The organism is Luteococcus japonicus (genome assembly GCF_003752415.1).
In the GTDB taxonomy this organism is placed as follows: Bacteria; Actinomycetota; Actinomycetes; order Propionibacteriales; family Propionibacteriaceae; genus Luteococcus; species Luteococcus japonicus.
In genome coordinates this window covers 1,753,845-1,770,156 of the sequence record NZ_RKHG01000001.1, presented here as the reverse complement: position 1 = coordinate 1,770,156, position 16,312 = coordinate 1,753,845, and the positions used below count along the sequence as shown (strand labels likewise).

17 protein-coding genes and 2 pseudogenes are annotated in these 16,312 nt (G+C 69.0%); 10 read left to right on the top strand and 9 right to left on the bottom strand.

All coding sequences use genetic code 11. The features are described 5' to 3' along the window. Window positions 1-33 precede the first annotated feature (33 nt). From EDD41_RS08615 to EDD41_RS08605, 3 genes are read right to left on the bottom strand one after another with little or no spacing between them, the layout of a single operon-like run. Entirely contained in the window at window positions 34-1,293 is a 1,260-nt protein-coding gene (locus tag EDD41_RS08615; RefSeq protein WP_425454353.1) for a TIGR04053 family radical SAM/SPASM domain-containing protein, read from the bottom strand. Then, complete coding sequence (gene hemG, locus EDD41_RS08610; protein WP_123575599.1) at window positions 1,290-2,738, bottom strand: protoporphyrinogen oxidase; 1,449 nt, start codon at window positions 2,736-2,738, stop codon at window positions 1,290-1,292. Before hemG ends, EDD41_RS08615 begins: the two co-directional genes overlap by 4 nt. A 45-nt stretch (window positions 2,739-2,783) precedes the next feature. Continuing rightward, entirely contained in the window at window positions 2,784-3,476 is a 693-nt protein-coding gene (locus EDD41_RS08605) for a response regulator transcription factor (RefSeq protein WP_245995583.1), read from the bottom strand. 161 nt (window positions 3,477-3,637) lie between these two features. Between EDD41_RS08605 and alr the strand changes: the two genes are divergently transcribed. Then, window positions 3,638-4,801, top strand: coding sequence for an alanine racemase (gene alr / locus EDD41_RS08600; RefSeq protein WP_123575598.1), 1,164 nt, complete (start codon window positions 3,638-3,640; stop codon window positions 4,799-4,801). Window positions 4,802-4,838: 37 nt separating this feature from the next. On the opposite strand, the gene EDD41_RS08595 is transcribed toward alr, so the two are convergent. Then, window positions 4,839-5,513, bottom strand: a complete 675-nt coding sequence (locus tag EDD41_RS08595; RefSeq protein ID WP_123575597.1) for an EcsC family protein — start codon at window positions 5,511-5,513, stop codon at window positions 4,839-4,841. 208 nt (window positions 5,514-5,721) lie between these two features. Here EDD41_RS08595 and EDD41_RS08590 point away from each other — a divergent pair, with 208 nt between their 5' ends. The 3 genes from EDD41_RS08590 (at window position 5,722) to EDD41_RS08580 (ending at window position 8,883) form a co-directional block, all read left to right on the top strand. Further along, window positions 5,722-7,008, top strand: coding sequence for a citrate synthase (locus tag EDD41_RS08590; RefSeq protein WP_123576954.1), 1,287 nt, complete (start codon window positions 5,722-5,724; stop codon window positions 7,006-7,008). A 155-nt stretch (window positions 7,009-7,163) separates the two neighbouring features. After that, the gene (gene aat, locus EDD41_RS08585) at window positions 7,164-8,027 is read left to right on the top strand and encodes a leucyl/phenylalanyl-tRNA--protein transferase (protein WP_245995581.1); all 864 of its coding nucleotides are present in this window, start codon (window positions 7,164-7,166) and stop codon (window positions 8,025-8,027) included. Then, window positions 8,020-8,883 carry an Fpg/Nei family DNA glycosylase gene (locus EDD41_RS08580; protein WP_094765520.1) on the top strand — a complete coding sequence of 288 codons (864 nt, stop codon included), beginning with the start codon at window positions 8,020-8,022 and terminating at the stop codon, window positions 8,881-8,883. The genes aat and EDD41_RS08580 overlap by 8 nt, the downstream gene beginning before the upstream one ends. A 98-nt stretch (window positions 8,884-8,981) precedes the next feature. Here the strand turns inward: EDD41_RS08580 and EDD41_RS08575 are convergent, their stop codons facing one another. Further along, a complete protein-coding gene (locus EDD41_RS08575; RefSeq protein WP_123575596.1) occupies window positions 8,982-9,644 on the bottom strand; it encodes a DUF5134 domain-containing protein in 663 nt (220 codons plus the stop codon). 120 nt (window positions 9,645-9,764) lie between these two features. On the opposite strand from EDD41_RS08575, the gene pheA reads away from it, so the two are divergent. Together pheA and EDD41_RS08565 are read left to right on the top strand one after the other, a co-directional pair. After that, a complete protein-coding gene (gene pheA / locus EDD41_RS08570; RefSeq protein ID WP_094765518.1) occupies window positions 9,765-10,682 on the top strand; it encodes a prephenate dehydratase in 918 nt (305 codons plus the stop codon). Beyond that, complete coding sequence (locus EDD41_RS08565; RefSeq protein ID WP_123575595.1) at window positions 10,682-11,125, top strand: SRPBCC family protein; 444 nt, start codon at window positions 10,682-10,684, stop codon at window positions 11,123-11,125. The genes pheA and EDD41_RS08565 overlap by 1 nt, the downstream gene beginning before the upstream one ends. 120 nt (window positions 11,126-11,245) lie before the next feature. On the opposite strand, the gene EDD41_RS08560 is transcribed toward EDD41_RS08565, so the two are convergent. After that, complete coding sequence (locus EDD41_RS08560; protein ID WP_094765667.1) at window positions 11,246-11,923, bottom strand: FMN-binding negative transcriptional regulator; 678 nt, start codon at window positions 11,921-11,923, stop codon at window positions 11,246-11,248. A gap of 557 nt (window positions 11,924-12,480) precedes the next feature. Here EDD41_RS08560 and EDD41_RS08555 point away from each other — a divergent pair. From EDD41_RS08555 to EDD41_RS18160, 3 genes and pseudogenes are all read left to right on the top strand, one after another. Further along, a complete protein-coding gene (locus EDD41_RS08555) occupies window positions 12,481-13,668 on the top strand; it encodes a sensor histidine kinase (RefSeq protein ID WP_170165295.1) in 1,188 nt (395 codons plus the stop codon). Continuing rightward, the gene (locus EDD41_RS08550) at window positions 13,659-14,330 is read left to right on the top strand and encodes a response regulator transcription factor (protein WP_245995580.1); all 672 of its coding nucleotides are present in this window, start codon (window positions 13,659-13,661) and stop codon (window positions 14,328-14,330) included. Before EDD41_RS08555 ends, EDD41_RS08550 begins: the two co-directional genes overlap by 10 nt. A gap of 59 nt (window positions 14,331-14,389) precedes the next feature. Next, window positions 14,390-14,653, top strand: a pseudogene (locus tag EDD41_RS18160) (helix-turn-helix domain-containing protein); the annotation flags it as partial. A 151-nt stretch (window positions 14,654-14,804) separates the two neighbouring features. On the opposite strand, the gene EDD41_RS17505 reads toward EDD41_RS18160, so the two are convergent. From EDD41_RS17505 to EDD41_RS17965, 3 genes and pseudogenes are all read right to left on the bottom strand, one after another. Then, window positions 14,805-15,470 (bottom strand): hypothetical protein, encoded by a 666-nt coding sequence (locus EDD41_RS17505; RefSeq protein WP_245995579.1) that lies wholly within the window; start codon window positions 15,468-15,470, stop codon window positions 14,805-14,807. Window positions 15,471-15,520: 50 nt separating this feature from the next. Next, window positions 15,521-15,709 (bottom strand): helix-turn-helix domain-containing protein, encoded by a 189-nt coding sequence (locus EDD41_RS17500; RefSeq protein WP_245995578.1) that lies wholly within the window; start codon window positions 15,707-15,709, stop codon window positions 15,521-15,523. A gap of 55 nt (window positions 15,710-15,764) precedes the next feature. Further along, window positions 15,765-15,845: pseudogene (locus EDD41_RS17965) on the bottom strand (DNA-binding response regulator); the annotation flags it as partial. A 98-nt stretch (window positions 15,846-15,943) separates the two neighbouring features. Between EDD41_RS17965 and EDD41_RS08535 the strand changes: the two are divergent. Then, on the top strand, window positions 15,944-16,312 hold the full coding sequence (locus EDD41_RS08535) for a hypothetical protein (protein WP_094765515.1): 369 nt from the start codon (window positions 15,944-15,946) through the stop codon (window positions 16,310-16,312).

The following is a 16,312-nucleotide window of genomic DNA, read 5'->3' as shown; positions in this document are numbered from 1 at the left end:
CGGGTTCAGCCGTCGTGCAGGGCTCCGCCGGGCTCAGCCCATGTGGCGGGGGCTGCCCTCCATCTGCTCGGTCCAGGCCGGGGGCACCCACAGGCAGGTGGGGTCGCTGGCCAGGTAGTCGCCGGTCATGGCGTAGGCGGTGGAGCGCGAACCGCCACACAGCTTGTTGAACTCGCACACGCCGCACTTGCCCTTGAACTCGTCGGGCTTGCGCAGCGCCTGGAAGACGGGCGAATCGGTGTAGATCTCGTGGAAGGGGGTCTGCTTCACGTTGCCGCAGTGCTTGGGCAGGAAGCCGTTGGGGTACACGTCGCCCAGGTGGTCGATGAAGGCGAAGCCCGAACCGGAGTTCACGGCCATCGGCGCACGAGGACGGCGCGGCTTCTCGGGGTGGTCGCCCAGCAGGCGCGTGGTCTCCTCGGTGAGGTAGTGGTACAGCTCACCGCGGTGGGCCACCTGGTAGGGGATCGGGATGCCCTGCTCCCGGGCGCGCTCGCGCTGGATGGCGATGCGGCGGTACTGCGGCGCCTCGGTGGTCTTGATGGCGATGCGGTCGCTGATGTCGTGCAGCCAGTTCAGGACGTCTTCGCGCTCCTCGGGATTGAGGGCGTTGAGGTCTGCGCCACGGCCGGTGGGCACGAGCATGAAGGTGTACCACATGAAGGCACCCATTCCCATGACGGTCTTCAGCAGTGCCGGGGCCTCCTTGATGTTGCCCTTGGTGAAGACCGAGTTCACCTGCAGCCGGAAGCCCTCCTCGCGCATCCACTGCGACGCCTCGATCGATGCGTCGAAGGTGCCGGGGAAACCGCGGAAGGAGTCGTGGGTCTCGGCGGTGGCGCCATCCAGGCTGAGGCTGATCGCCTTGCCGCCGGCCTCGCGCATCTCATGCAGGCGCTCCGGCGTGACGAGGGGCGTGATCGACGGGCTCAGGGAGATGCTCAGGCCCTTCTCGGTGCCGTAGCGGCACAGCTCGGCAAGGTCCTCGCGCTCGAAGGCGTCGCCTCCGGTGAAGACCACCAGGGGCCGTGGCGCCTCGTAGGCGGCCAGGTCATCCAGCAGTGCCTTGCCCTGCTCGGTGGTCAACTGTTCCGGGTGGGCGCGGTGCTGCGCATCGGCGCGGCAGTGCTTGCACACCAGCTGGCACGCCCGGGTGGTCTCCCAGATGACGATGAAGGGCTTGGTGTTGATGTCGTGGCGAATGGTGCGCACGGCGGGTGCGTGGTGCGGGTGTGACGGGGTCTCGCCGTGTGGATCCTGTGCGACGTGCGGATGGGTGGCGGTCACGGTCAGTCCTTGTCCTTGCAGGTGGTGATGATCTCGCGGGCCGCCTGTTGGCCCGACTTCACGGTGGACCCGATGCCCAGGCCGTCGACGCTGCATCCAGCGATGGTGATCCCGCCGACCGTGGCGAGGGCGTCACGGGCGGCCTCGACGCGGTCCTTGTGCCCGGGCTGCAGCTGCGGCATCGACGCGGGCCAGCGGTGCACCTGGGCGAGCTCGGGCCGCGCGGCCAGACCGGTCAGGTCGCTGATCTCGTCGGCGACGCGACGGGTCATCTGCTCGTCGGTCAGTTCCTCGGCCAGACTGCTGCCGAAACGTCCGACGGAGGCTCGCATGAGGTGGTGCCGCGCGCCCAGACCGGGCCACTTGCGGCTCAGGTTGGTGGCGGCCTTGAAGGTGCGCACAAGATTGCTGGGCAGCAGGATGCCGTTGTGGTCGCGCAGCGTCGGATTGGCGGTGGCGGCGGCCGGCTCGTAGCCGAGCACCACGGTGGCCACCGAGGCCATCGGCACATGGTCGTAGAGTGCGGCGGCCTGGGGGCAGTGCTCCCGCAGCAGCTCAGCGGAGGCGGCACCGGGCGCGGTGAGCAGCACGTGGTCGGCCAGCAATGGCTCCTGGCCCTCCACCAGGACCCGCCAGCCCTGCCCCTCGCGCTCCAGACCGGTGACACGCGCGTCGGTGCGGACATCGACCTCGGCGGCCAGCGCGGCGGTCAGCTCCTGCAGGCCGCCGGGCCAGGTGGCGAACATGGGGAGCGCGGAGCCGCCGCGTGAGGCACCGGGCCGTGGACTCCCGAGCGCGGGCGTGCGACGGACCCGTGCGGCCAGACCCGCCAGCGGGGCGGGCAGGTGCAGGTTCTTGAGCAGCATCGAGGTGCCATTGCTGGCATCGGCCACGAGCTGCGGTGCGGTGGCCTGCAGGGAGAGCCGGTGCACGTCCCCACCGTGCAGGTTGCCCAGCAAGGGGTCGACGAAGGTGTCGGTGACCTCCTTGCCGAAACGGCCCTGGGTGAAGCTGCCCACCGTGACGTCCTCGGGGACGCGTCGTCGGGCCATCAGGGGTTCCAGCCCGGCGCGGAGCAGGCCGCGGGGGGTGAGGATGCCGGACTTGAGGACCGGCCAGATCTTGGTGGGGCCGGTGGGTCCGACGCCGGCGGGCAGCGGGCGAAGGCCCTTGCGGGTCCCCATCACGCTGGCGCCTCGTGCGGCCCCGACGACGCGTTCGGCCAGGCCCAGCTCACGCACCAGGGCGGCGACATGTGGCGCTCCGAGGTGGATGGCCTCAGCGCCCACATCGACGGCTGCCCCGTCGATCTCCAGGGTGTGCAGCTGCCCCCCGACGCGATCACTGCCCTCCAGGCAGATGACCTCCAGCTCCGGGTGCTTGGTCAGTTCTCGGGCCGCCACGAGTCCGCTGACCCCTGCACCGACCACCACGACACGACACACCGTCACGCTGACACCTCCTGTTCGCGTGACTCTACCCGGCGTGGACCGTGATTATTCGACGGGGGTGCTGCTCCTCGGGGTGGCGACGATCTGGCGGGACCGGTCCGGCACCATCGCGTGCGCAATCCCCCAGACGACCGCCTGGGAGCGTCGCGCCACACCGATCTTGCGATAGGCGGCGCGGATGTAGGACTTGACCGAGTTGGGGCTCAGATTGGTGTGCTCCGCGATCTCGGCATTGCTGAGGCCCTGGGTGATCAGGGAGATCATCTCCGACTCGCGCATCGTGAGTCCGGCCTCCCGGCCTGGCCACTGGTTCCCGCGCGGAGCCAGTGCCGTCACGTCCTGGGGTGTGGAGGTGTGAGCGGTGATCACGGTCTCGCCGTCGGCGATCCGCTTGAGGCTGGCGACCAGCTCGTGGGCGCCCATCTTCTTGCTCAGCAGGCCGTTGACTCCTGCGGCGATCGCGGCATCCGTAAGGGTCTGGCTGTGGTTCCAGGTGAACAGCACCACCTTGTCCACCCGGTCCGCGCGCAGCGGCTGGCAGATGGCCGTCAGGGTCGTCTCGTTCTGGCCATAGGTGTCGTAGAGCGCGATGTCCACCTCGCTGGCGACATCCGCAGTGGCGTCGACCTCCACCACTTCCACCTCGTCGGAGAAGGGGGCCAGCATCTCCCGGATGCCCGCGAGGACGATCTCGTAGTCATTGACCAGCGCAATCCGGAGAGGGGATGAGGAGTTCACTCAGGTGATTATGGCACTGTCCAACGGGATAAATTCACTACCCTGCGGAGCTACACCCGTAAGGGTGTGGTTCTGGATTCGGAGGCGCGGGCGACAGGCGCGTGACTGCCGGGCTTCGCCGAGTGGCTGAATTTCATCAGTGGGCGGGGCGGCTTGGGACAATGCCCCCTTGGGCTTCGTCACGGTGGCAGGATTGCGCCGTGTTGTATGCCACCCAAGCCCCCGTCGACCTGGCCGCCTTGCGGCGCAACCTGCTCGCCGTGCGCTCCCTGGCAGGGGAGCGGCAGGTGCTGCTGGCGGTCAAGGGGAATGCCTACGGGCACGGTGCAGTGGACGTGGCTCTCATGGTGCAGCGTTCCGGCTGCGCGGACCGGCTGGCCGTCGCCACCGTCCCGGAGGCCTCCGAGCTGCGCGAGGCCGGTGTGACACTGCCCATCCTCAAGCTCTCCCACTGCTTCGCCGAGGAGCTGCCCCAGGCCGTCCGGATGGAGCTCTCGCTGACCGTCGTCGACGAGACGACCATCCGGCAGGCCCAGGCCGCCGCCGAGGCTGCCGGCGTCACGACACCGGTGCACCTCAAGGTGGACACGGGCATGCGACGCATCGGCGCAGAACCGGAAGAGGCGGCCGAGCTCGTCCGTCTGGTCGACGACAGCCCGAACCTCCACCTGGAGGGCATCTTCACCCATCCGCCGGTCAGTGACATGGCCGACTGTCATGACTGGACCGTCGCCGAGCTGCAGGGCTTCCGGGAGCTCGTCGCCGGGATCGAGGCGGAACGCGGACCCATCGAGCTGGTCCACGGTGCCCCGTCGGGGGTGATCCTGGGTCACGACCTGACCGGGATGACGCTGGTGCGCGCCGGGGTCATGGCCTACGGCTACTACCCGGACGCGAGTACGCCCCGTACCGTGCCACTGGAACCCGTGATGTCGCTGGTCAGCCGGGTCTCCTTCATCAAGCGCGTCGACGCGGGGGAGACGGTGGGCTATGGCCGCACCTGGGCTCCCAGCCGTCCCAGCTGGATCGCGACCGTTCCGGTGGGTTATGCCGATGGGTTCAGCCGCGCCAACAGCAATGCCGGGACGATGTTGATCGGCGGGAAGGCGTACCCCGTCGCCGGCCGGGTCTGCATGGACCAGACGATGGTGGACCTGGGCCCCGACGACCCGACCGTGCAGGTGGGGGACGAGGTGGTCCTGATGGGTGCCCAGGGCGACGAGCGGATCACCGCCGATGACCTGGCCCGGATCATGGGCACCATCAGCTACGAGGTCACCTGCCTCATCACGCCCCGGGTTCCGCGCGTCTACTACGACAGCTGAGACCAGACGAAGCCGTGGGCCCGAGGCTGTCGAGGGGTCAGCGTCGACGGTTGATGAACTGCGCCTTGGCGAAGGCGCCCGTGGACCAGGTGGCCCAACCGTCGGTCGCGGCACCCACGCCACCGCCGACGACGGGGATCTTCTTGCCGGCCAGCAGGGTGACCCGCTTTCCGCCCACCTGTCCCATCAGGTTGGCCAGCACCTTCTCGCTGATGGTGTTGTCCAGCTGCGGGTCGTGCACGGGCGCGGTGGCAATCGCCAGCGCCGAACTCGGCAGTTCCTGGCGCTGCACGGCCTCCCGGGCATTGCCCTCACCCAGCAGGCACATCAGGATGGCCGAACGGACCCGCGGGTCCTCGATGTCATAGCCGCGCAGGTGTGCGACGGCGGCCACCATCCGGCACTGCACGATGGCGACGCCGGAGACATTGGCGGGGATGCTGACGGCTAGCGTCGCGAGGCCGCCGAGGTTGGTGATGAAGCCCTGGGCGCCGGCCATGGCGACGTGCTGCTTGACGATCTGGTTGACGGCCAGTTCGGCGGATCCGGTCCGCTGCAGGGCATTGGCGGCGGTCTGCTTGGCGCCGGGAACCTTGCCCACCCCGTCGATGGCCAGGTCGAGTGCCTTGCGCAGGGCGGTGGAGGCGGCCCCCGGGGCGATGTTCGGCGCCTGGGCAAGGATTGTCTTGCCGATGTCCTTCGCGGTGGCCATGGTTCCTCCAGAGGTCGTGCACGGGGCCTGATGCTGCTCCCACCAACGGTAGTCGCTGCGTGGTGGCGTCAGAAGGCGTGCCTGCCCTGAACGGTCCCCATTCGCCGTCGGCGCAATGGAGGCCCACGATGTGGTCCTTCAGTCTCAGGATCCGTCGGCGGACGGACGATGGGACGGTGCCACCACCGGTACGGAGACGGAGCCTGCCATGACCAGCCAGACCGCAACCCTGACCATCGACGGGAAGACCTACGAACTGCCCGTCGTGACGGGGACCATGGGCGAGCGCGCCCTGGACATCTCGAAGCTGCGGGCCACCACCGGCCTGATCACGCTCGACGACGGCTACGGCAACACCGGGTCCTGCTCGTCGGCCATCAGCTTCATCGACGGAGAGCGAGGCATCCTTCGCTATCGAGGCATTCCGATCGAGCAGCTGGCCGCGGGCAAGTCCTCCTTCGTCGAGACCGCCTGGCTGGTGATCTTCGGCAAACTCCCCACCCAGGCCGAACGTGACCACTTCTCGGAGCTGCTCAGCGAGTCCTCCGCACTGCACCCGGACATGAGCAAGCACTTCGAGGCCTTCCACGAGAGCGGCCACCCGATGGCCATCATGAACTCGATGATCAACGCGATGAGCACCCACACGCGCCCGCGGATCACCGACGGTGAGAGCTTCCTGCACGCCACCGCGCACCTGATGAGCAAGGTGCGCACCATCGCCGCCGCCTCGTACAAGACGCACAAGGGCGAGCCACTGATCTACCCCCGGCACGACCTGAAGTACGTCGAGAACCTGCTGCACATGATGTTCTCTCTGCCCTACAGGAACTACGAGTCGACGCCCGAGGTGCAGCGCGCGCTCAACCTGTTCTTCGTGCTGCACGCCGACCACGAGCAGAACTGCTCCACCTCGACGGTGCGGATGGTGGCCAGCTCCCAGGCCAACCTCTACACGGCCTGCTCCGCAGGCGTGGCCGCGCTCTGGGGCCCGCGGCACGGCGGCGCCAACATGGCCGCGGTGCAGATGCTGCAGCAGATCCACCGTTCCGGGATGAGCACCGCGGAGTACGTGGCGCAGGTCAAGGACAAGTCCACCGGCATCAAGCTGCAGGGCTTCGGGCACCGGGTCTACCGCAACTTCGACCCGCGCTCCCGCATCCTCAAGACGGCCGTCGACGAGCTGCTCCAGGCCCAGGGCGTGCACGACCCGCTGCTGGACATCGCCCTGGAGCTGGAGGACGTCGCCCTCAACGATCCCTACTTCGTGGAGCGCAAGCTGTACCCCAACGTCGACTTCTACTCCGGCATCCTGCTGCGCGCCGTCGGGATCCCGCTGAACATGTACACGGTGATGTTCGCGATTGGCCGGATGCCCGGCTGGATCGCCAACTGGAAGGAGGCCACCGAGGACCCCGCGGGCCGCATCTACCGCCCGCGCCAGGTTTACGTCGGCCCCGACGAGGTGGAGTGGGTGCCCCGCGACCAGCGGTGACGTTCAACGCGGGACTCCCGAGCTGCGGTCCCCACGTTCCCCGAGCTGTGGTCTCCACGTTCCCCGAGCTTGTCGAGGGGCCGCCCGAAGGACGCTCGGGTTTGTGCGGTCCGCGTGTGTTGCAACCCACTCGGATCCCACAAACCCACTCGGGGGTGAAGAACCCGAGCGGATCCACCACCTCGAGCGCCGTGGACCGGGCGGCACGCGACGCGAAATTGTCGGACCCGAGTGCCACACTCGGAGATGTGCTGGCCCATGTCTTCGGTCCCTGGACCCAATGGCCGGAACAGGACCTGATCGCCTTCTCCGACGAGTTCGACGAGAAGCTGGCGCTCGCGGCCTACTGTTCCGGCGTCTTTCCCATGCCCCTGCACGAGACGGGCTTCGAGGGGGAGATGGGCTGGTGGTCACCCATGCAGCGGGGCCTCCTGCCGCTGGATGCGTTGCGGGTGCCGCGCAGCTTGCGCAAGATGGCGCGGCGCTACACCACCACCGTCGATGCGGACTTCGACGCGGTGCTGGCAGGTTGTTCGGACCCTGACCGTCCCGACGGCTGGATCGACGAAGCGATCCGCGGCGTCTACACCAACCTCCACGCGCAGGGCCTGGTGCACTCCGTCGAGGTCTGGGACGAGCTGGGGCGCCTGGTGGGGGGTCTCTACGGTGTCGCGATCGGCGGATTGTTCGCCGGGGAGTCGATGTTCCACCACCCGCAGTGGGGGCGTGACGCGTCCAAGGTGGCGCTGGTCAGGCTGGTCACCGAACTGCGTGCCGGGATGGAGCCGCGGGTGCTGGACGTGCAGTGGCGCACGGACCACCTGGCCAGCCTGGGCGTCACGGAGGTGGAGCGTGTGGCCTACCTGGGGCTGGTGGACCAGGCCCTGGACCTGCCGCCCGTCGACTGGGATGGTGCTCGGGCCGCCTCCCCGATGACCGGCGATGAGCTCCTGGCCCTGCATGCCTTGCAGACCGAGCCCCTGCAGACCAAGCAGACACGGGAGGACGACGATGCCTGAGCTGCCCGAGGTGGAGGCCCTGCGCGGTTTCCTGGAAGAGAGGCTGGTGGGGCGTGGTGCGGCCCGCATCCACCTGACGGCCTTCAGCGCCCTGAAGACCTTCGAGATGCCCCTGGAATCCCTACTGGGTCTGGAGATCAGCGCGGTCTCCCGGCACGGGAAGTTCCTCGACGTCGACGCGCAGGGCACCCATCTGTGCTTCCACCTGGCCCGGGCGGGCTGGGTGAAGTGGCACGACGTGGCGCCCACCGGGATCCCGAAGCCGGGCAAGGGCCCATTGAGCCTGCGTGTGGTGCTCGACGACGACGCGGGCTTCGACCTGACCGAGGCCGGCACCCAGCGCAAGCTGGCCCTGCACGTCGTCGCGGATCCGCAGGATGTACCGGCCATTGCGACACTGGGTCCGGACCCACTCTCGGAGGCCTTCACCCGGGAGGTCTTCGGCCAGATCCTGGACGCCGCCGGCAAGGCCCAGATCAAGGGGGTGTTGCGGGACCAGCGCACCATCGCGGGGATCGGCAATGCCTATTCCGACGAGATCCTGCACGTCGCCCGGCTGAGCCCCTTCAAACCCGTCGCCAGCCTGGACGACGAGGAACGCGCCACCCTGTACGCGGCGCTGCGCAGCACCTTGGCCGGAGCCGTCGAGCGGGCCTCTGGGCTGGCGGCGAAGGAGCTCAAGGACGACAAGCGCAGCCACCTGCGGGTGCACGGCCGCGCCGGCGAGGCCTGTGAGGTGTGCGGCACGACGATCGCCCAGGTGAGCTTCGCCGACTCGTCACTGCAGTACTGCCCGGGCTGCCAGACCGGCGGCAAGGTGCTCGCGGACCGCCGCCTGAGCAAGTTGCTCAAGTAGCTCGACGGACGCGGTGGGGCTCGTGGTGGCGCCCCGGGCTCGCCCCAGGGCACCACCACGACCCCCACCGCTCGATCGCCTCCTGTGTGCGAGACGCCTCAGAAGGCCAGGTGGGAGAAGAAGGGAAGCACCGGCACGAGCAACCCGGTGCTCATCCAAAACATGCCGAAGTTCATCGCGAAGTCGCTGAGCGAGGACAGGCGTGCCGCCGGCTGACGGAAGGCCACCGCCAGGGCCCGGACCGAGGCGTAGAGAAGGTAGGCCATCAGCGGCAGGCCGAGCACTGCCATCCACCACAGGGTGCCGTGGCCACCGGAGGCCATCTGCGGCTGCATTCCGCCCATCGAGCCGTGGTTCATGCCACCCATCTGGTTGGACCCGTGCTGTATGCCGGCCATGTTGTGCATCTTGACCATCATCGCGGCCAGGTGCCAGACCATCGCGGCGAACATCAGGGCGCAGCCCGTGGGGTGTGCGCGGTGCCCGGGCTTTGCGGTCACCGCCAGGTAGCCGAACCAGAGCACGCCCAGCACCATCAGGAAGATCGAGACGGGAACCGGAACCACATTGCGGAAGGGGACCCACCAGCTCTTGGGCACCATCAGCAGCATGATCACGCTCATCACCAGGTGCAGCAGGTGCGAGGTGCGCTGGGTGCCGTTGGTGGCGCGCACCACGCGGTAGGTCTCGAAGACCGTCGTGAAGGCGAACAGGATCAGCAGAGCGACGAACTTCACGGGGACTGCGGACAGGGTGAACATGGGTTGGGCTCCTGAAAGTGGGAGGACGACTACTCCCCACCTGTCGTGGCCCGGGGCCGAATGGTTCCCGCCATCCGTCGAAAATCTCCTGGCGGGTCAACGCGGCCTAGAATCCCGGTCATGCTCGGATACTTCGGCCCAGCCGGAACCTTCACCCATCAGGCGCTGTTGAGCGTCAGCACCGACGAGGCGCGCCCCTTCGGCACTGTGGCCCAGGCGCTCGACGCCGTCCGCGCCGGTGAGGTGAGTGCGGCGTTGGTTCCCATCGAGAACTCGGTAGAGGGTGGGGTCTCCGCAACACTGGACAACCTGGCCGCCGGGGACCGGCTGATGATCATCCGGGAGGTGCTGCTGCCGGTGCAGTTCGGCCTCTATGCGCGGCCAGGAACCTCGTTGGCCGACGTGCGCCAGATCCTCACCCACCCGCACGCCTACAACCAGACCCGGGACTGGGTGGCGGCCAACTGTCCGTGCGCCCACGTCACGGAAGGCGGCTCGACGGCGGCGGCCGCGGCAGACGTCGCCAACCCTGGCTCCCGGCACGATGCCGCCATCTGCGCGGCCGTCGCCGGGGATCTGTACGGGCTGGAGTCGCTGGCTTCGGGCATTGCGGACAATGAGGCCGCGGTGACCCGCTTCGTGCTGGTGGCAAGGCAGGGGCCGCCCACCGAGCGGACCGGCGCGGACAAGACGACGTTGGTGGCCTACATGCGTGAGGACCACCCCGGTGCGTTGCAGGAGATCCTGGACCAGTTCACGATGCGCGGGGTGAACCTGAGCCGGATCGAGTCGCGTCCCACCAAGACCACGCTCGGCAACTACTGCTTCAGCATCGACGCTGAGGGGCACCTGCTGGATTCCCGGATGGCCGAGGCGCTGATGGGTCTCCACCGGGTGTGCAAGAAGGTGGTCTTCCTGGGCTCCTATGCCCGCGCGGACCGGGTGAAGCCGCGGGTTCCCGCGGGGTGCACCGACGCCGACCACGAGGCGGCGGCCAGCTGGTTGGAGACCCTGCGCGCCACCGGGAAGGACGACTGATGACCATGCAGTACACCTGTGAGGTGGAGATTGCCGTGGCTCGCGCGCGGGTCGTCGAGCTGATGGCCGACGGGAACCGTGCCGCCGAATGGATGCCCGGCCTGGCGAGTTACCGGGCCGTCGAGGGCGAACGAGGCCGGCCCGGTTCGGTGAGCGAGCTGCGCTTCGACGGGGTTCCCGGGTCCGGGGAGATGATCGAGAAGGTGGAGCGCCGCGACGAGGAGCACCTCGACGTCGTCTACCTGCTGGGGCCGGTGCGCAATGTGGTGCACAACCGCTTCGTCGAGCTGCCCGATGGCAGGACTCAGTGGACCGCGGAGCACATCTTCCACCTGCCGCCCGGGATGGTGGAAGGCATCGGGGAGCAGGGGCAGACCGGCTTCCGGACCAATACCCAGCGCTCGATGGAGACCTTCAAGGCCTGGTGCGAGGCCAACGCCTGATCTGGGGGTGGGTCCCAAAACTGAGAGCCAGAATCGCGGTTGGCACGTTCCAATCCCGTCCTGGTCCCCTCTGGGCTCTCAGTTTGCCCAGCCCGCCCCCGCAATCGCCGGGGGGAGACGTCAGTCGGCGGGGCTCAGCCGGACGTCGACGGCCTTGCCGCCCCGCAGCTCCGAGATCAGGGCGTAGCGTTCTTCGGCGTGCGGGAGGCTGACGGTGCGCAGGTAGTTCACCAGCTCGCTTTCACCGCTGGCCTCCAGGGCCTCGGCCAGGCTGCGGATGTCGTCGGGGTGCCGGTTCTGGCTCATCTTCGCCTTGCCCTCGATGCGTTCGACGGACACCTCCACCGCGACGATGGAACGCGCCATTCGCTCCAGCTTCTGCTGCCCCACCATGTCCAGCACGTCGCCGCCCTCGAACTGTCCGGTGAGCCGACGGGCGGCCTCCAGTGCCGCGGCCGGGCTGGGATCGACGCGCATCGTGCCCCAGACATGCACCGTGATGTAGTCCCAGGTGGGCACATTCGGCAGCTTCTCATTGGTGGCGTACCACAGAGGCGAGACATAGGCGTCGGCCTCGTCGAGGACCACCATCGCCGGGCCATTCACCGGACGAACCGCCTGCGGGTTGTTCCGCACCAGGTGGGTGACCAGCACGTCGCGCTCGGCGTCGTGGAAGAAGGGCACCAGCGTGGCGTCGGGGCCGTCGTCATGGCAGGTCACCAGGTTGCCGGCCCGGGCGGTGGTCAGGAGGTGACTGGTGTACTCGTCGGGCAGGCGGAAGTGGTTGGGGACGTACATGCCTTCACCGTAGTGGGCGCCTCGACGGCCGGACGCACCGCGTGGAATCGAGCCGACCAACGGCTGCGCCACAGCCACTCCAGCATCCCGACGATGGCCAGGCTCATCGCCAGGTCCGTCAGTCCGGCGATGGCGGTGATCGGCGCAGCCGGGTCCACCAGGCCCAGCGTCTGGTACCCGAAGGCGAACAGGTTGTTGACGGCATGCCAGGCGATCGTTCATGGCCCGGTCCATCGCACGTTCCCACTCGGGACGTGCCATCCCCACCAGCACGCTGACCACCACCGCGGTGACGACCAGCCCGATGTAGGCGACCACGGCCAGCCACAGCGCGGTCAGTGGCCTCCACCAGCCCGGGGGAGGTACGGGCGAGGCGGTGGTAGCGCAGGGGTTCAGGGCGCAGGGTGCCAGGGCTTTTCGTCATGGCATCCAGCCTCGCCTCGGGGCGCGCGGCACATGGGCAGCCGGGCGACGACGACCGTCCAGCCGAGCAGTTGGTCTGTGGGTCAACCTTCGGCCGACAGCCACGGGGGCCGACGAGCCCTAGGTTGGTGGTCATGTCCACCGTCGCCCTGCCCCCGTCGACGCCCCGACGCTGGCCGCATCACGTCGAGTCCGTGGCGATGGTGCTGCTCTTCTGGATCGTGGGTGCGGGGCTCTTCTTCTTCACGGTGAACGACCTCTACCCGGACATGGAGAACATTCCGCCCCGGGAGTCCGCCCTGCTCAGCATCGACACCCTGCTCGGTCAGCTGACCTGCCTGCTGGTTCCCCTGGTGCGCAGCCGTCGCCGACGGGTTGCGGGTGGGGCCGGTCTGGTGGTGGTGGCCTGCAGCGCGCTGTCGGCATGGTCCTTCGCCTCGGTGGTGCACGCCCTGGTCACCATCTCCTCCTGGCGTGACCGGCGGTGGCTGGTGGGCGTCGACGCCCTGGCCATCGCGGCGGGGCTGGTGTCCATGCTGGTGATGCCGGGCTCGCGGCTGGCGCTGCCGGATGTCGCCGTCATGCTGGGCGTGGTCGCCGGGCTGAACCTGTGGGGGATGTATCGGGGTCAGAAGTCTGTGCTGGTGGACTCCTACCGGCAGCAGGCGGAGACCCTGCGTCGGGAACAGGCCGCGACGGTGGCGATGGCGAGGGCCGAGGAACGCACCACCATTGCCCGGGAGATGCACGACACCCTCAGCCATCGGCTGGCCGTGATCTCCCTACATGCCGGAGGACTGTCGGTGCGCCCGGACCTGCCCGCCGAGCGGATCACGGACACGGCGCGACTGATCCAGAACACCGCCCAGACCGCCAGCGAGGAGCTCCGCGACCTGCTCACCCTGCTGCGCGACGACACCTCGGACCGGGCGCTCCCGACGACACTCGCCGACCTCGACGCGATCCTCGTCGGAGCCAGGGCTGCGGGTCTGCGCGTGGATGCGGACCTCGACGAGGAGGTGCGTGCCCGGCTGGACAGCCTGCCGACGCGCTGCTCCGCGGCCCTGGGTCAGACCGTCCGCGAAGGGTTGGCCAACTGCATCAAGCACGCTCCGGACCAGCCCGTGACCGTCACGATCACCGCGGACCAGACCGGGGCGACGGTCCTGGTCCGCAACAACATCTCCCAGCGGGACAGCGGCCTGGCCGGCGGGCACGGACTGGTGGGTCTGGACGAACGGCTGCGGCTGGCTCGCGGGCGCATGCGGCATGGCGTCGTCGGCGGGAGGCACGAACTGGAAGCATGGGTGCCATGGACGTGACCATGACGCTGCTGCTCGTCGACGACGAGATGCTGGTGCGCGCCGGCCTGAAGATGGTGCTGGACGGCAACCAGGGGATCAGCGTCGTCGGTGAGGCCGGCGACGGCCTGGCCGCGGTGCAGGCCGTCGAGGCGCTGCGGCCCGACGTCGTCCTGATGGACATCCGGATGCCCGGGATGGATGGCATTGAGGCGGCCGGCCGGATCAGCGCGCTGCCGCAGGCCCCGGCCGTCGTGATGCTCACCGCCTTCGACACCGAGGACTTCGTCGCCGACGCCCTGGACGCCGGCGCACAGGGCTTCCTGCTGAAGAGTGCGCCGCCGGCCGAACTCGTCGACGCGGTGCACGCCGCCGCCCGCGGGGAACTGCACTTCACCCCGGGAGTGCTGCGACGAGTGGTGGGGCTGGCCGCCCGCACCAGCCAGCCCCGGCACGAGGCCTCGGTGCTGGCCGAGCTCAGCGAACGGGAGCTGCAGGTGGCGCTCGGCGTCGCCGACGGGCTGGCGAATGCGGAGATCGCGGAGGGGCTCTTCCTGTCCCTGGCGACGGTGAAGACCTACCTCAACCGGATCTTCGACAAGACCGGCGCCGACTCCCGGGTCCAGTTGGCCCTGCTCGTCGAGCGCGCCCGGCTGACGGGCAACCTGCCGGCAGCACATTGAGGCACACACGGACACATTGAGGTGTCCACAGCTACCTCAATGTGTCCGTGAGTACCTCAATGTGCGTCGGATGGTGGTCGAACCCGTGCCGTGGTTCGTGGGGTACGGTCGGGCGCATGTCCAGGTCATCACTGGCCACACCACGCCAGCGGCCGGGTGGATCGTCGGGTCCGGCCCGGGACGTGGCGCGCGACGTGCGGATCATCGAGGCGGCGCTGGACCTGATCGTGGAGGGTGGCTATCCGGACCTCACGATGGGGGCCATCGCGGCGCGCGCCGGGGTGGGGAAGGCGACGGTCTATCGTCGCTGGGCCTCGCGAGAGGACCTGGTGGCCGACGCACTGGAGTCCATCATGCTCCCGGCGCCCGTACCGGAGCCCTCCTCGGGCGTGCTGCGCGATGACCTGGTGGCAAGCGCCAGGACTGGAGCGCCATCGCCTCCTGAGGTCCGCTGGCATCACCCGCGGCCCCGGTTCACCACTCCCACTCGAGGGCGTGCAGGCCGGGGCCGGGGTTGGACAGCACCACCTCCACCATGGGGGCGACGGACAACTCCTGCACCACCTTGGTCTCGGCGTCCTCCTGCGCGCCCTTGGTGGTCTGCCAGACCTTCTTCGGCTGCTCACCCTCGAAATTCACGGTCAGGGTCAGCAACTGCGCGGGGCGGCTCAGGGAGTATCCGGTCGTGGTGCACTCGGCGTCGCCGGTGAAGGTGAGCCGGTGCTGGGTGCGGCGGTTGTCACTCTTGGCCAACGGCGGCTCGAAGAGGAATTCGTAGACCTGGGCGCCCTCGTCGACGGGGATGACGCGCCCCAAACGGCAGCCCAGCAGCGCTTCTGCGCTGACCTGCTGCTGGGCCAGGTCCACGGAGATGGACCAGCCGCGCACGTCCTCGGCGGTGGCCTCCACCACCAGCGTCGTCGTCGCGGACCGCTCGGCACGGTTGGCCACCACCACTTCGTGATGGGCGGTCAGCAGCTTCTGGCCCGACGCATTCGGCATGTGCGCGCCCTGGATGACCCGGCGCAGCATCTGCACCCGGTCACTGGTCCAGGCCTTCTGCACGGCGGGGCGGATGGCGTCGCCGATGCGCTGGGCAAGTTCGGAGGCGGGGATCTCGGGTCGGGACGTCGGTGTCACGATGCCTCCTCGGTGTGGCGCTTGGGCTCATTCTTGCGCAGATGCCCTCGTCAGGGGAGAGCTTTGCCTCCGCGTCCCACCCCCGTCGCCCGGAGATGACTCAGTACCGACACCACACGACGGTCGGACTCGTGGTCGGGAGGCAGGTCCAGCTTGTTGAAGATGCTGCGGATGTGTTCGTGCACCGCCCCGTCGGTGACGACCAGACGGGCGGCGATGGCCTGGTTGCCCGATGCCATGCGCTCCGTCGGCCATCAGCTGCGTCGCGAAGGACTGCTCCACCCAGGCAGAGAGCACCAGCACCGGCAGCCCGGGGTGCAGGCGGCGGGCCTCGACGGCGGCCCGGATCCCCTCGTCGGTGAAGGTCGGCGGCATCCGCACATCCAGGATCACCAGGTCAGACCGGTGCTCGCGAAGCGCCGCCCGGAAGGGGTCGACGGCCCCGACCGCGGGCACCGTACGCTGACGGCCCTGTGGACCGCGCCATCGACCCGGATGTGCAGCGGGGTCAGGCCCGCCAGTTGACGGGGCAGGCGATCGCGCTGGAGGACTGCCAGGCCCGGGTGCTGGGGCTCGACCCCAGGGACGAGGGGGACTTCGTGCTGGGCGACGGCACCACCGGCCGGCTGCGGCTTGCCTTCACCTACTCCCGAGGGCTCGGCCTGGGGCAGGCGATCGTGCCCGACGAGGTGCTCGCCGGCCACGCCGCCGCCCCGTCGCGGGTGCTGCTGCTGCCGTCCTTGGCGCTGGTGGTGCTGGCTGTGGTGGGTCTCGCGGTGATGGTTCCGGCCGGACTGGCGTTGGGTCGCCCGGCCTCCGAAGGCGCGAGGGTGCGTGACTGA